This is a genomic window from Saccharomonospora sp. (assembly GCF_027317685.1).
Classification (GTDB): domain Bacteria; phylum Actinomycetota; class Actinomycetes; order Mycobacteriales; family Pseudonocardiaceae; genus Saccharomonospora.
Map to the genome: position 1 here is coordinate 1 of NZ_DAHVQP010000099.1, position 14223 is coordinate 14223.

Below are 14223 nucleotides of genomic sequence, written 5' to 3' on the forward strand. Positions count from 1 at the left end.
GTCGTTCTCGGCGCGGAAGACCTTCCAGATCTCCTCCCCGCGTTCGACGCCGAACCGCTCGTGCAGTTCCAGCCAGGCGATGGCGTTCTGCACCTCGTTACCGCCACCACCGCCGAACTGGGCACCGATCAGCGCGGCGAGCACGACGATGTCGGTTGGTTTGAACGGTTCGATGCGACCCTTGTTCGTGATCGCGTCGACGTGCCCGGTGGCGACGTACTCGCCGGGAAAATACCGACCGCGATGCGATTTTTCGATGTAGGCGTTGATTCCCGCCACATAGGACTTCAGATCCTCGATGGCCTGGGCGCCGCGTTCGCCCCTGCGGGCGACGTCGTCGAGCTGTTGTTGCAGTTCCTCCTCGGTGTACGGCGCGGCGGCGAAGAATTGCTGTTCCAGTGCGCGGTTCGCGGGTGCGCCGCCGGCGAACGAGGAGACCGTTCCCCGCCCGGCCCGGCGCAGCACGTCCATGAGGAAGAGCTTGTCCTCGGCCGTGGCGTATCCGGCGCCGAACATGGTTCCGGAGCGGGTGGTGCCGGTGATGTGTGGGACGCCGGCGGACTTATCGCGCACGATGGTGACGTCCTCGCGTGGCCGGTAGCTGCGCTCGACCTGGTCCTCGGGAACGCCGAACGAGTTGTCGTTGAAGAACTCGGTGATGGTGTCGGTGGTCAGACCCGAATACCGGGTGGCGAGTTCGTCGTAGGCGTCGAGCTGGTCATCGGAGTGTTTCGGCAGGGTGCCGAACAACAGATGACCGACGAGCTCGATGAAGGTGGCGTTGCCGTTCTGGCCAGGTGGCAGGATGTCGTGGCACTGCTCACCGCAGTAGTCCGGCGCCGGCTCCGGTAGAGGCGCGTGGCGCGCACTCGCGGGAGGTGCGGTCACCACAGTGCCGACCACAGCCGCGACGGCGAACACGGCCACTGTGCGCGAAAGTCGCGACATGGCAGGGTCCTTCCGTTGATCGATGACGGAAGACCCTAGCCTCAGCCAAAAAGAAATGAAAGCATTTCATATTCGGCTCAGCCGTATGGACCACAGGTGACCACGACGTCCTCACCGAAACCGATTTCCGCGCTAGGCGTAGGCCGGGAACCGTTCCCAGACTCGGTGGTGGCGGAGTAGATCGACGACTTTCCGGAGAACCGCTTCGGCGTCGTCACCGACGACGATTCCGGGCGCGTCCACGGGGATTCCCGCACCGTCGAACGCCGACCGGGCGGAGGCCAGCGCGCCCAGCGGTTTGGCGTGTCGGTACGCCTCGGTGAGCATGAGCTCCACACGCGGGTCGATGGCCGCATCGGCGGTGCCGTTCCAGGCCTTGGCGTCGCGGGTGGCGAAAGCGTCCTTGCCCGGGACGGGCGCTGCGGCCACGATCAGCGCGTCGAACTCGGTGGAGCGCCCGGTGACGAAACTGCGCTGCACGGTGACGGGATCGCCGCTGTTCGCGCCGAGCTTGCCACCGGTGGGGCCGATGACGAGCGGCACCATGTCGCCATTGAAGATCTCCCGCCGCAGGGCACGGACGGCGTCCAGGTCGGCGTTTTCGTCGGCGATGATGCCGATCAGGCGCCCCTTGGTGGGCCACTTGCTGCCCACCTGCGACAGCGCCGGGCTGGGCTGGACATCCGGGAGCTCGCGGGTGGCCTTGGGCGCGGGCAGTCCGAGGCCCTCGGCCACCCTCTCGCACAGGTAGGGATCGACTTCCGCGAGCGCCCGCAGAGTGCGCTCCTTGACCGCCTGCTCATAGCACTTGCCGAGTTCGAAGACGAAACCGTCGATGGTGTGCTCACGTTCGACCGGTGACAGGCTCAACCAGAACATTCGCGGCTGGGTGAAGTGGTCGGCGAACGATTCGGGCGCTTGGCGGACCTTCTGCGAGGCCTCGACCGGTGTGGGGACCTCGACGTATCCGCCTTCGTCGCTGCCGGCGAAGAAGGGGCAACCGCCGTCCAGGGAGTTGGGCTTGTAGGGGGCGACACCGGTGTGCACGGCCGTCTGGTGCATGCCGTCGCGCAGCATGTCATTGACGGGCGCGTGTGGACGGTTGATCGGCAGTTGCGCGAAGTTGGGGCCGCCGAGCCGCATGAGCTGAGTGTCGAGGTAGGAGAACAACCGTCCGGCCAGCAGTGGATCATCGGTGACGTCGATGCCGGGCACCAGATGGCCGGCGTGGAAGGCGACCTGCTCGGTCTCGGCGAAGTAGTTGGACGGGTTGCGGTTGAGGGTGAGCAGGCCGATCGGCTGGACCGGCGCCAACTCCTCGGGAACGATCTTGGTGGAGTCCAACAGGTCGATGCCCTCGAACGTCTGCTCAGGCGTGTCGGGGAAGGTCTGGATGCACAGCTCCCACTCCGGGTAGGCACCCGCTTCGATCGCGTCGGCCAGATCGCGGCGGTGGAAGTCGGGATCCACGCCGTTGATGATCTGCGCCTCCTCCCACACCAGGGAGTGCACGCCCGCCTTGGGCTTCCAGATGAACTTCGCCAGGGTCGTCTCACCCTGGGCGTTGACCAGCCGCCAGGTGTGGACGCCGAAGCCCTCCATGGTCCGGTATGAGCGCGGGATGCCCCGGTCGGACATGGCCCAGATCGTGTGGTGCATCGCCTCGGTATGCAGCGACATGAAGTCCCAGAAGGTGTCGTGCGCGCTCTGCGCCTGGGGGATCTCTCGGTCCGGATGCGGCTTGACGGCGTGGATGATGTCGGGGAATTTGATCGCGTCCTGGATGAAGAACACCGCGATGTTGTTGCCGACCAAGTCGTACACGCCTTCGGTGGTATAGAACTTGGTGGCGAACCCACGGGTGTCCCGAACGGTGTCCGACGAACCACGAGACCCGATCACGGTGGAGAACCGCGTGAAGGTCGGGGTCTCGACACCTTCCTGAAGGAATGCCGCTTTCGTGACGTTGGCGGCCGTCCCGTAACTTCTGAACACGCCGTGGGCCGCGGCTCCCCGAGCGTGCACCACTCGTTCGGGAATCCGCTCCTGGTCGAAGTGCATGATCTTTTCCCGCAGGTGGTGGTCCTGCAGGAGCACCGGACCGCGAGGCCCCGCCTTGAGCGAGTGGTCGGAGTCGGGCAGCCGGACTCCTTGTGCGGTGGTCAGGTAGGCACCGCCCTGCGCCATCGCTTCCGCGGACCCGCCTGTCGGCCTGCCCGTGGCGGTGTGCGGGGCCGGCGTGCTCTGGTCGGGTTTGGGCGGAAGCGGTTCATGGGGCTCGGTCGGCTCCTCCAGTGGCGGCGGCTGGCTGCCCGGCCGACCGGGGATGGCCTCGGCGGATTCGTCCTCGTCCTTCGCCCTGTCGGTGAATTTGCTGATCGCTGCCTTGATCGGGTTGGACTCGTCCACCGTGACTCCTCGCAGATCGGTTGCGTGTTCCGGGCGCCGTCGATCCCACGTGGCACGCCGCCATGCCGTTCCCCTACCCCGCCGACAAGTCGATAAGCGGACATTCCCCGAAGGGGTGGGGAATATCGCCCTTTCTCGCCGCATCGCTCACACACCGCGCCGAAAGACGGGGCAACGGCGTCTTTCCCACCCGATCGAGCTGTCTCGTTACACTTCTCGATCAAGAACCGGCGCCCGGCGGCCACTGATGGTTCCGCTCGACTCGGCCCGGATGCGGTCCCCACAATGGGAACACCAGCGCACCCTAAGGAGAACGGCATGAAACCGATCCTGAGCAAGTCCGAAGCCGCCGAACTCATCGTGGCCGCCCGCATCCGCCGAGGGTTGACATGGGCGGGCATCGCCGAGGAGATCGGTGCTCCGGTCGTGTGGACGACGGCCGCGCTGCTCGGGCAGCACCCGATGACCCGCGAACAGGCCGACCACGTGTGCCGATTGCTCGAACTGGACGACACGGTCGCGGAAAGCCTGCAACGCCAGCCCATGCGAGGCAGCGACCCGGAGGTGCTGTCCGACCCGACGATCTACCGTTTCGTCGAGGCTTTGAAGGTCTACGGTCCCGCGCTGAAGGAACTGATCCACGAGGAGTTCGGCGACGGCATCATGAGCGCCATCAACTTCCGCGTCGACGTCTCCCGCCACGAGGACCCGGACGGTGACCGCGTGGTCGTGACCTTCGACGGGAAGTTCCTCGATTACCGCTGGTGACCCGACGAACTCCACTTCGCCGCCCTCATCCGCAACACCTACAAGGTTCTGCTGACCCGCGGCATGCGAGGTGTGTGCGTGTACTCCACGGACCCGGAGACTCAGGCGTTCCTCCACGAGATGACGCGCTGACCGACACCGGGCCACCGGCCACGGCCGCTGCTAGGTTTTCGGACATGCTCGTTCCGACCACGATGCCCGGGGTCACCGACCCACAGGCTGCCGCGTTGCTTCAGCCCCGGTGGGCCCGGGCGCGCGGTTCCCTGCTGACGGCACTGGCCGGGTGCCCGTGGACGATCGTCGCGTTGTGCGTACTCGCACTCGTGGTCACCGTCGCGGTGGATGGTTTCGCCGTGTGGCCGGTGCTGCCCGTGGTGGGTGCGGTGGTGCCCGCCGTGCTCGCGCTCGCGAGTGTTCGTGGGCTGGTGTCCGAGCCGCCGCGGTGGGTGCGTGCGGCGTTTCTCACCGGCGGGGTTCAGCTGTTGCTCGGAGTGTTCCCCGCAGTCGGTTTCGCCACGAACGCGGGTGGCGCCGGGGCCGTCACCGCCACCGTGGTCCTCGTGCTCGCGTTGGCGGCGGTGGCGCTCGGCGTGTTCTTCGCCCGCCGCGCCATGCAGGCGTTGCTGACCCCCGTGTCCCGCGAGCTGGGCGCGACGCCGTTCACCGTCGCCGTCCGAGCCCGGCTCCACGACACCGGCCTCGTGTCCGGTTCGGTGTCGATCGGCAGGGCCGGCCTCGAATGGGCGGCACGCCGACACCGGGCCACCGGCCACGGCCATCTCTCCTTCTCCGAGCTGCGGGACGTCGTACCGACCATGCTGCCCGGCACGTCCGGGCCTGTTCCGTGGCTGGCTCTGTCCGACGGGTCCGTGGCCCAGGCCGTCCCCGGTCCCGCCGTGCTGTTGCGCACCTCGTCCCAAGACGTGCTGTTGCCCGTGGACGAGCCGCACGTGTTCGTCGAATTGCTCTCCGTGCGCGTCGCGGCCTGGCGTGCGACACAATTCCGGTGCACCGCCGAGGCACGGAGGTAGTCGAGGAATCCGCGCAGGACCTCGGCCTCGCTGCTGCCGGTCCGAGGCTGCGGGGTGTCACGGCGACGGTCCTGGCGTGGCGTGGTGGGCATGAGGGGTTCCTTCCTCTGTGAGGTGGCCGCTGGATCAGGTGATACGGCGGATGAGTAGGGCGTGGTCGATGACCTCAGCGGTTTGCCCGTTCGGTCCTGTCGCGACTCTGCGGGGTGTGTCGGCCCGCTCGACCCTCCACGTCGCCGAGTCCAGGCCGATGTCCTCGGCGACCTCCCGTGGGTTCGGGTACCGGACGTCGGGGTCCTGGTCCCACGACCACGGCGCGGTCGAGCCGTGGTCGACGACCAGCAGCCGCCCGCCCGTGCGCAACGCGTGCGCGGCCGAGCGCAGGACGGCTGCCCGGTCCAGATCGAAGGGGGTGTGCAGGTAGTGGGCGCAGATCAGGTCGAACTCGCCGCGAGGGAAGCCTTCTCCCAGGTCGTGCCGCACGGCGGTGACTCGGTCGTCGAGGCCGCGTGAGCCGGCGATGGCGGCGAGCCGCTCGACCGCCACGGTCGAGATGTCGACGGCGGTGACGTGCCACCCCTGGTCGGCGAGCCACAGCGCGTCACCGCCGTCGCCACATCCGAGGTCCAACGCGTCACCAGGCGGCAGGCCGGTGACGGTCTCAGTGAGCCGGACGTTCGGCCGCGGGCCGATAGTCGTCGGTCGAGACGCGTGGACGCTGTCCCAGAATGTGACCGCATCGGTGGTGTGCATCGGTGCCCCTTTCTTCGGCATGGGCCCCAGTCTCACCACGCACACACCCGACTGGCACGAAATCTTGCGGTTTTGGCAAGATGGCTCGGTGGATCGCGACACGAACGACGTGCTTGACGCGGTGGGGCCGCGACTTCGCGCGCTGCGTCGGCACCGCGGCATCACCCTCGCCGAGCTCGCGACGGCGACCGGGGTGTCGGAGAGTACGCTGTCTCGGCTGGAGAGCGGGCAGCGCCGCGCGACCCTGGAGTTGCTGCTCCCGCTCGCCCGCACCTACAACGTTCCGCTGGACGACCTCGTCGGCGCGCCGCGCACCGGCGACCCTCGCGTCCACCTCACGCCGATCCACCGGTTCGGGATGACTTTCGTGCCGCTGTCCCGGCGGCCCGGCGGGGTACAGGCATTCAAAATGATCATTCCGGCACAACCCGAACCACTCGAACCGAACCCGCAGACCCACGACGGCTTCGAATGGTTGTACGTCCTCAACGGACAACTGCGGCTGGTCCTCGGAGAACGCGACCTGACGTTGCGCCCCGGTAAGGCGGCCGAGTTCGACACCTCCTCCCCACACTGGCTGGGCAGCGCCGACGGCGGCGTGGTGGAGCTACTCATCCTGTTCGACCCCCAAGGGATACGCACACACATCCACGCCGGCCCACACCGACCGCCTCACGGCGGAAACCGGTGATGAGCCCGACGAAGCACAGCGAGGGATTTCAGCGTTCACACCCGATAGCGCACCGACCTCCGGTTCCTTCTTCGCGTTCGGTGACGGCGGCAAAGCGACGACACCGCTGGTATAACAGCTTTCAAAAAAAACGAAGCGCTCCGGTGGGACACGGATGAGTCTTCCAGCCGGTGGATGAGCGATTCGTGCTCTGCAACACCCAGCAGGAGTTCCACAACATCGATGCCGCGTTCGCTTTCAGTGATTCTGATGGTCACGCCAGGCCCACCTCACCGCTCTTTCCCAGCGCACGGCGAAAACGACCTCTCCACGGCAGAAGAGCCGGAAGTGGTAAATTCCGAGACACAACACGATCGAAAATAGGCATAAACAGGACATTCAGGGCTGTCGACGCCGCGATCACGCCGATCAGACCAAGAGCATGTACCTACGTCCAGCGGAAAGAATTGCCCCAGAAGGCCCAGCTCGTTGAAGTCAAATGCACGAAATATGGACAACTCGTTGACAGTCAGAGCTAATTGCGACTAGCTTCCACTCTATCCACAACATGAGAATCTGGGGAAACAATGGATACAGCAGCACGCAATGAATTCATCACGGATTCCGTCAATGAGATGTTCTCCGATGTGGGACAGGGATTCGTGAACCGTAACAGCGAACCCGCCATGGTGACTCCCACCACCGTCGGCATCGCGGAAATGGCGATCACGGGCAGCACGATCTGCTTGGTCTGCTGAGTCATAGAAAGCAATATTGGAATGCGCCGAATTAAAATTCGGTCAAGAGCGGCAAAGCTGCTCCTGGGGCCATCGTATCCAGTGGATCGCGCTAAGGCGAGATACTGGACGATGGCCCCAGCCGCAGTCGGTGAGATCATCAGTGGCCTCGAAGCTTTGTCGCAGTTACGCCAGCACAGCGATGAGGGGCTTTTACGAGGTAGGTCGCAACAGCGCGAATCGAGCATTCTTCCTCTACACGTTCGAGAGAAACTCGATACACGCGAAGGAGCTGCGCTTCTCAAGAGTATCGGTGTGGCCGGGGGGATCACGACGCTTCTGTCTCGCTCGTGTCGGCGCACGCAAATCCTTGGAGCGGGCCTGATGCTCCTGGCCAACAGCGCGACAGAATACCGGAATCCCTTTGGTCGAGATGGCTCCGACCAGATGGCCGAGGTGATCAACGGGTACCGTATCGCCACCGCTGTCATCCCGGATGCCGCTCAGTCGGACGAAGTGTTCCTGCGAGCAGTCAACGCGCAAGTGTGCGTGTCGTACCTCGCATCGGGCTTGGCCAAGCTCGTGTCCTACACATGGCGATCGGGCGAGGCGCTGGACCTCGTTCTACAACCCCAGCAGTATGGGCAGAGTTCACTCGCGCAGATGCTGAAGCGAAACCCTAAGCTAGCCCGAATCCTCACTTGGCTCACGGTCGTGTGGGAGACAGCGTTCCCACTCGTATACATCATGGGCCCCCATCGTGCGCGTTACGCGTTGTCAGCCGTTCGTGGATTTCATCTGGGAGTCGCGGCCACAATGGGGCTTCCGCGCTTTTTCTGGGGGTTCTCTTCGTCCCATGGAGCGGTTATGTACGTTATCGATCGACACGCGCGTGCCTGATGAACATCGAAAAGTCCATCCTCACCGCCTTAGCCGGCGTAATCGCGGTCAGTTCAGGCATGTCCTATGTTCGCACCCAGGAAGAACGGGCTCGAAGACTGGGGATAAAAGGTACTTCGGTCCTGCTCGACCAGGAGGGGAGCTCGATCGAGTACCTCTACAGCGAAGCTGAAACGACTTCGAGGACGACGCTCGTCCTGGAGAACGGCCTCGGCGCCCCGCTCGAGTGCTGGGACTGGATCAGATACCTACTGTCCGACGACTTCAACATCCTTTGTTACCACCGGTCCGGCTACGCACGCACCGACAGTCGAGCACGACCCGGACAGTTGCTGGAAGCATTATTGCAGCATTGTTCACCGCAGGGGCCGATCGTGTTCTGTTCACATTCCATCGGATCGCTGGTAACCGGAAACGCTCTCGCTGAATCCGAATACCTTCGGAAGCGAGCACGTGCGGTTGTCGTGCTCGACGGAACCGATGCGGTGCTACTGGACGCTGACCGGCGCTCACGGCGTCGTGTGGAACGGTTCAAGCAGGATTCGCTTCGTCGCATGCTGGGCACTGTGACTGGCATGAATCGGTGGGTCACGAGCCCCCCTGAAAGGGATGTTGAATACCGCCCCGATATTCAACGAGCGTATGTGTCCTTCATTGGCAGCATCCGCACTATCCGGACTGCTCAACAGGAGTACCTCCACGAGCCGACAGAAGGACAAGAGTTTTTGGCGGCACTCGATTTAGAGCGAGTCGTACTATCAGCAGCCGATAACGTCGATCAGCAGCAGACACTCGCCGACCGACTCAACGCACGCTTCCAGGCGGTCTCTCTTAGCAGTCATCGGTCCATCATCGGGAAACTGCCGTGCGCCGAGCAGGTGGCCACCGTGCTCAAGGAGATGCGATGAGGCTAGTTAGGACACTTTGTGGCCGTGTGATGACCGCAGCACTCATCGGGCATATAGTCCTCACTATTTGTGACAATATTCCTGATGACAAGCTACAGCTTCAGACACGTCTCCCCAGCCTCAAGATTCCCCAATGGCGGTTCTTCGCACCCAATCCGGGGATTGAGGACCTCTATGTGATGTACCGCTATCAGAAGGAACTCGGGAAACCTGAATGGAGTAACTGGAAAAACATTTCTTTCCAGACGAAGGCGACACTGCTATCAACGTTTTGGAACCCGGGCAACCGTGCACAGAAAGCTTTATTCGATACCGCCCAGCAAATCCGAACCTTAGGCAGCTATGGCGCAACCTTCGACTGGGTGGTAAGAAGCCAAGGCTATCGATTGCTTTCTGATGTCGTGCGCGATAAATGTCGCAACGAGGGTGTGCGTGGGCGTTGCCAGTTCATGATTTTGGCATCCGTTCCGCAAGAAGGGAAGCAGGGACTGAACCCCATCATGGTGTCACCGGAAATGGATTTGTCCGATAAGCAGGACAGAAACTATGTCTGAGAGTTCCGCCGCCACGAATGCCGCGCTTCCTGCCTTACCGGCCCGCAGCGTTCTCTTCCTGGTTACCGGGTCCGTCAACGCCGCGCTCGTACCCTATTGGTTCCACTGGCTTCGTCAAGCTTACCCGGACCTCACCGTTCATGCGGTCGTGACCGAATCTGCTCAACGTTTCGTCACGGTGGAGGCGTTGCGTCGTTTGGTCTCCGGGTCGGTGTGGACCGATAGTTGGGACGACCCGAATCTCCCGACCGAGGCGCATGTATCGCTTGCCGACATCGCGGATTGCTATGCGGTCTTCCCTGCAACCCTGGACTTCACCATGAGATTGGCGGGAGGATTCGGGAACACACCGGCCTTACTCGCCCTGCAGATGACGACCAAGCCCATCGTCCTGGCTGCCGCGCATCCGGCGAGCAACGCCGTTGTGGAGGAGATGACGACACGGCTGCTCAAACGCGAAAACGTTGCCTTTTCTCCTACCGTCCCCTCCTACAGTGTCGGCAAGAAGAAATGGGAAGGAGAGACCGGGTTCTATCTCCCCGGGGTTTTGGAGACCCTGAACAAGCTTCTTTCCTCCACTACTTAATCATTTCGCTTTCCTCACCGAGAAGCGCTTGAGCGGGGATCGATTCGAACCGCGTCGGGCTGACATGGTTTCGGGAGGTCGGCACACGCGTCGACAGCCGTGCCGCGTAGTCGGTGAGGTGGAGCCGCCCGTCGTCGCCGAAGGTCGGCCCTTCGAGTAGGGTTCCCGTGGGGTTTTCCCGTGGCCCCGCGACTTGCAACACCTTGCGTGCCGTCTGTTCCTTTACGTGCCGGTGTTCCCCGGCCGGGCTCGCCGGGCCGCCGGAAGCCGACGCGCAACCCGCCAGGACCAGTATCGACACGGCGGCGCCGGCGGCTATCGCGCGTCGCCCGGAATTCGTCGTGCGTGTCATGCCAGCTCCTCCACCGTCGTCTCATCCGCTGTTACCTCGTCCGCACCGACGAGTACGTCGTTCATGTCTCTTGCGCGCACCCGCTCGATGGTTACGCTCCACCCATGCCGACCTCCCCACGGTGCGACGCCGCACGCAACCGTGCTCGCCTGATCACCGCGGCCAGGCGCTGTTTCGCGACCTTGGGCCCGGACGTGCCGCTTGAGGACATCGCGCGCGCCGCTGGCGTGAGCCGCACTACGCTGCACCGTCGCTTCGAGACTCGTGAGGATCTCGCGGCCGCCGTGCTGGAACAGAATGTCGCCGACATCGAGGCCCGTGCGAGGAGTTTCCTCGACGCCGCGGACGCGGACAAGTGACCGGAAGGCGGAGCACCGGCCGGATCAAGGTCCGAAGAGGACAGCAGGGCGGTCGCCCCGGCTGTGGTGTTGTGGTCGTTGTGGCTGTTCAAGCAGTATCGCCGGTTTCCTTTCCGAGGTCGGGCTGCTCACTGCTCCGTCCGCTGATCGATCGCGGCCTCGTAGAAGGCGTCCGCTAGTGCCATGATGACGGCGCTGATGCCGGGGCCGTCGCTGAAGAAGTAGTCGGCCATGGTGTTGTGGGCTTCTTGGTTGTCGATGACCGCCTCGGTGACCGCGGCTTGGAAGTCCTGCGATTCCATGAACTGCTTTTTCGAGTTCACCTTGGTCTGGTTGACCAGGTCCGGGTAGGCGAGCAGTCGCTGCACCAGACCCTGCACGAACTCCCGGACCTGGGACTCGGCGAACGACTCGGCGCCGAAGAGATCGTTCATCTTGTCGATGACGACTTGCAGTGCGACGTACTTCGGCTCCTTCCGCGTCCCGGTGCCCGCAGCGCTGATGCCCTTGAGCTCGCCGTCGCCGGTCAGCGAAATGTCGACCGCGGTCCCCTTGCTGTGTTTGACGCCGACCAGGACCACATCGGAGAGGTCGACTTCCGCGGCCCACGACGAATCCGCGATGACCTTCTCCAGAAGCCGCAGGAAGATCGACAGCATCTCCATGTACGGGTCGCCGTAGTCGACGATCTGGCTCATGAAGTCGTAGAGCCGGACGTAGGTGGAGACGTCCTTGCGGAACAGGTCGAGGGTGTTGAGGGTGACCTTGTCGTCGGCCTCGATCGCGGCCGCGTAGCGGCGGGCGAACTCGTTCTTGGCCGGGCTGATCGCGGCTGAGAGCGCGTTGTTGCCCTTGCGGCGGACCCACAGTTCGGCGACCTTCCGCACTTGCTCCGGTGTGTAGATCCCGGCCTGGTCGAGTTTGGTGGACAGGTGGATGACGATGTACGGGTCGGTCTCGGTTTCCAGGGTGGCGTTGGTGAAGTAGGGCTCGAACGCGGCCCGGATGTCCTCGGCTTTGTTGACGAAGTCAAGGACGAACGTCTTGCGCTTCTGTTCCCCGCCCGCGGTGCGATGGGTGCGGTTGAGCCGCGAGAGCGTCTGCACGGCGGTGACCCCGGAAAGCTTCTTGTCGATGTACATCGCCGACAGCAGTGGCTGGTCGAACCCGGTCTGGAACTTGTTGGCGACCAGCATGATCTTGTACGTCGCGCCTTTGAAGGCGGCGGCCAGGTCCGAACCGGCTCCGGGGTTGAGGTTGGCTTCGGTGAACTCGTCGTCCTTGCTCGGCTGCGGCCCCCAGTCCGAGGCCCACTCCTCGTCCTCGGCCATGGTCACCGAGCCGGAGAAGGCGACCAGCGTGCGGTAGTTGTACGAGGCGTCCATGGCGGCCCGCTTGGCGATGTAGGCGTCGATCGCCTTCTTGTACTTCACCGCCGCCTTGCGCGAGTCGGTCACGACCATCGCCTTCGCCTTGCCTTCCAGCAGGTGGGCCACGTTGGTGTGGAAGTGCTCGACGATGATCTGCACCTTCTGGCTGATGTTGGTCGGGTGCAGTTTCACCCACCGCATCAGCCCCTTGCGCGCCGCGGTCTCCTCCACTTCGCCACCGTCGCCGCTCTCGGCCTTCCCGGCGATCTTCAGCGCGGTGTCGTAGGTCTGGTAGCCCTTGAGCACGTCGAGGATGTAGCCCTCCTCGATCGCCTGCCGCATCGAGTAGAGGTGGAATTCGACGGGCTTGCCGTCGGGACCTTTGCGGCCGAAGAGTTCCAGGGTCTTGTTCTTCGGTGTCGCGGTGAAGGCGAAGTAGGAGATGTTCTCCGATTCGGCCCGCTCGGTCATCTCCGAGGCCAGAATCGATTCGACGTCGACGGAGCCGCCTTCCTCGATCTCCTTGATCTCCTCGGCGGTCAGCACGGCTTTGAGCCTGGAGGAGGTCTTCCCGGACTGGGAGGAGTGCGCCTCGTCCGCGATCACCGCGAACCGCTTTCCCTTCAGTCCCTTGTCGGCCCGGATCTCATCGAGGGCGAACGGGAAAGTCTGCACCGTCACCGCGATGATGAGTTCCCCGTTGCGCAACGCGGTCGCCAGCAGTCCGGACTTCGACTTGGCCCCCGCCTTGCGCACGTCCTCGGGGCTGATCGTGGCCACGATCTTTCCCGACCCGTCGATCTGCCGGATGGCTTCCTGAAGCTGACCGTCGAGAACGGTGCGGTCGACGACCACAATCACCGAGTCGAAGACTTTCTCGTCGTTCACGTGCAGCCGTGCGAGCCGGTGGGCGGTCCAGGCGATGGTGTTGGTCTTCCCCGACCCTGCCGAGTGCTGGATCAGGTAGCGGTGGCCCACCCCTTCCTCGCGCACCGCGGCGACGATGTTCGTCACGGCCTCCCACTGGTGGAAGCGCGGGAAGAGCATGCTGGTGCGCCGCACCGAGGTTCCGGTGGCGACGTCCCATTCCTCCTTGGTCTCCACGATCATCAACTGGCCGATGATGTCCAGCCAGGCGTGTTTTTCCCACACTCGTTCCCACAGGTATGCCGTCGCCGACCGCCCACGCTCGCCCGGTGGGTTTCCGGCGCCACCGTTGTGGCCGGTGTTGAAGGGCAGGAAGTGCGTTTTCTCGCCTTCCAACTTGGTGGTCATCGCGGCGAGGTCGTTGGAGACCGCGAAGTGCACCAGCGCCCGGTGCCCGAACGACAGCAGCGGTTCCGGGCGTCCGTTGGTCATCGGGTTCCGGTTCCTGCGGTATTGGTTGATGGCCTCGTCGAGGGACTGGGTGAAGTCGGTTTTCAGCTCCACGGTGGCGACTGGGAGCCCGTTGATGAAGAAGACCAGGTCGATGCTGCGCTGGTCGGCGGTGGAGAAGTGCACCTGCCGCATCACCCGCACCCGCATCGCCGCATACTGCTCGTTGGTGGTCGCGTTCAGCGAGGTTTCGGGGCGGAACTGCGCCATTTTCAACCGGCCACCGCCGATGTATTGCACACCGTTGCGGAGGATGTTGAGCGTCCCGCCGCCGTGTTCAAGGGGCTTGTCGAGCGCCGTTGTGAGCACGTCGAGGAACTTCGCCTGCGACCCGGCCGCCTTCAACGCCTTCTGGTAGGGCGTCGGCTGGGTCTGCTCCAGCCAGGCGAACAGGTCCTCGGGGAACAGGGCGCGCTCGCGGTCATAGCCGGTGTCGTCGGCGGAGTAGAGCCACCCGTGGGCGGCCAGATACTCGCAGATCTCGGTCTCGAAGACGGCTTC

The 14223-nt window shown here is 64.0% G+C and carries 14 protein-coding genes and 1 pseudogene; 9 read left to right on the top strand and 6 right to left on the bottom strand.

The features are described 5' to 3' along the window. Positions 1 to 948, bottom strand: a 948-nt coding sequence (locus tag M7H19_RS11580; protein ID WP_298180711.1) for a penicillin acylase family protein, incomplete at its 3' end; no start/stop codon positions are given. Between the two features lie 132 nt (positions 949 to 1080). Next, positions 1081 to 3135: a catalase gene (locus tag M7H19_RS11585; protein ID WP_298180735.1), complete on the bottom strand. Its 2055-nt coding sequence runs from the start codon at positions 3133 to 3135 to the stop codon at positions 1081 to 1083. Positions 3136 to 3675: 540 nt separating this feature from the next. Here M7H19_RS11585 and cynS point away from each other — a divergent pair. Genes cynS through M7H19_RS11600 form a run of 3 tightly spaced genes read left to right on the top strand, consistent with a single transcriptional unit; the run spans position 3676 to position 5156 of the window. After that, entirely contained in the window at positions 3676 to 4125 is a 450-nt protein-coding gene (cynS, locus tag M7H19_RS11590; RefSeq protein ID WP_298180712.1) for a cyanase, read from the top strand. A gap of 27 nt (positions 4126 to 4152) precedes the next feature. Continuing rightward, positions 4153 to 4257: a DNA/RNA helicase domain-containing protein gene (locus M7H19_RS11595; protein ID WP_363321369.1), complete on the top strand. Its 105-nt coding sequence runs from the start codon at positions 4153 to 4155 to the stop codon at positions 4255 to 4257. Positions 4258 to 4301: 44 nt separating this feature from the next. After that, positions 4302 to 5156: a hypothetical protein gene (locus M7H19_RS11600; protein ID WP_298180714.1), complete on the top strand. Its 855-nt coding sequence runs from the start codon at positions 4302 to 4304 to the stop codon at positions 5154 to 5156. On the opposite strand, the pseudogene M7H19_RS11605 reads toward M7H19_RS11600, so the two are convergent. Together M7H19_RS11605 and M7H19_RS11610 are read right to left on the bottom strand one after the other, a co-directional pair. Further along, positions 5141 to 5248: pseudogene (locus M7H19_RS11605) on the bottom strand (mini-circle protein); the annotation flags it as partial. The gene M7H19_RS11600 and the pseudogene M7H19_RS11605 overlap by 16 nt on opposite strands. A 34-nt stretch (positions 5249 to 5282) precedes the next feature. After that, positions 5283 to 5909, bottom strand: a complete 627-nt coding sequence (locus tag M7H19_RS11610; protein WP_298180717.1) for a class I SAM-dependent methyltransferase — start codon at positions 5907 to 5909, stop codon at positions 5283 to 5285. A gap of 88 nt (positions 5910 to 5997) precedes the next feature. On the opposite strand from M7H19_RS11610, the gene M7H19_RS11615 reads away from it, so the two are divergent. The 5 genes from M7H19_RS11615 (at position 5998) to M7H19_RS11635 (ending at position 10264) form a co-directional block, all read left to right on the top strand. Continuing rightward, entirely contained in the window at positions 5998 to 6600 is a 603-nt protein-coding gene (locus tag M7H19_RS11615; protein ID WP_298180720.1) for an XRE family transcriptional regulator, read from the top strand. A gap of 566 nt (positions 6601 to 7166) precedes the next feature. After that, entirely contained in the window at positions 7167 to 7337 is a 171-nt protein-coding gene (locus M7H19_RS11620) for a cypemycin family RiPP (RefSeq protein WP_298180722.1), read from the top strand. A gap of 878 nt (positions 7338 to 8215) precedes the next feature. Next, entirely contained in the window at positions 8216 to 9124 is a 909-nt protein-coding gene (locus tag M7H19_RS11625) for an alpha/beta fold hydrolase (RefSeq protein ID WP_298180724.1), read from the top strand. 26 nt (positions 9125 to 9150) lie between these two features. Further along, positions 9151 to 9678, top strand: coding sequence for a hypothetical protein (locus tag M7H19_RS11630; RefSeq protein ID WP_298180725.1), 528 nt, complete (start codon positions 9151 to 9153; stop codon positions 9676 to 9678). Continuing rightward, positions 9671 to 10264 (top strand): flavoprotein, encoded by a 594-nt coding sequence (locus M7H19_RS11635; RefSeq protein ID WP_298180727.1) that lies wholly within the window; start codon positions 9671 to 9673, stop codon positions 10262 to 10264. Before M7H19_RS11630 ends, M7H19_RS11635 begins: the two co-directional genes overlap by 8 nt. Here M7H19_RS11635 and M7H19_RS11640 read toward each other — a convergent pair. After that, positions 10257 to 10616 (bottom strand): hypothetical protein, encoded by a 360-nt coding sequence (locus M7H19_RS11640; RefSeq protein ID WP_298180728.1) that lies wholly within the window; start codon positions 10614 to 10616, stop codon positions 10257 to 10259. The two genes, M7H19_RS11635 and M7H19_RS11640, sit on opposite strands and share 8 nt — an antisense overlap. Before the next feature lie 104 nt (positions 10617 to 10720). Here M7H19_RS11640 and M7H19_RS11645 point away from each other — a divergent pair, with 104 nt between their 5' ends. Beyond that, entirely contained in the window at positions 10721 to 10975 is a 255-nt protein-coding gene (locus M7H19_RS11645; protein WP_298180730.1) for a helix-turn-helix domain-containing protein, read from the top strand. A gap of 128 nt (positions 10976 to 11103) precedes the next feature. Here the strand turns inward: M7H19_RS11645 and M7H19_RS11650 are convergent. Further along, positions 11104 to 14223 (bottom strand): type I restriction endonuclease (locus M7H19_RS11650; RefSeq protein WP_298180732.1); only part of this gene is annotated, 3120 nt, incomplete at its 5' end.

What these genes read in the sequence shown, in the direction of transcription:
- M7H19_RS11585 (WP_298180735.1), bottom strand. Translation starts at nt 3,135, where the DNA reads ATGGCGCAGGGCGGTGCCTACCTGACCACCGCACAAGGAGTCCGGCTG.
- M7H19_RS11645 (WP_298180730.1), top strand. Translation starts at nt 10,721, where the DNA reads ATGCCGACCTCCCCACGGTGCGACGCCGCACGCAACCGTGCTCGCCTG.
- cynS (WP_298180712.1), top strand. Translation starts at nt 3,676, where the DNA reads ATGAAACCGATCCTGAGCAAGTCCGAAGCCGCCGAACTCATCGTGGCC.
- M7H19_RS11610 (WP_298180717.1), bottom strand. Translation starts at nt 5,909, where the DNA reads ATGCACACCACCGATGCGGTCACATTCTGGGACAGCGTCCACGCGTCT.
- M7H19_RS11625 (WP_298180724.1), top strand. Translation starts at nt 8,216, where the DNA reads ATGAACATCGAAAAGTCCATCCTCACCGCCTTAGCCGGCGTAATCGCG.
- M7H19_RS11640 (WP_298180728.1), bottom strand. Translation starts at nt 10,616, where the DNA reads ATGACACGCACGACGAATTCCGGGCGACGCGCGATAGCCGCCGGCGCC.
- M7H19_RS11620 (WP_298180722.1), top strand. Translation starts at nt 7,167, where the DNA reads ATGGATACAGCAGCACGCAATGAATTCATCACGGATTCCGTCAATGAG.
- M7H19_RS11600 (WP_298180714.1), top strand. Translation starts at nt 4,302, where the DNA reads ATGCTCGTTCCGACCACGATGCCCGGGGTCACCGACCCACAGGCTGCC.
- M7H19_RS11635 (WP_298180727.1), top strand. Translation starts at nt 9,671, where the DNA reads ATGTCTGAGAGTTCCGCCGCCACGAATGCCGCGCTTCCTGCCTTACCG.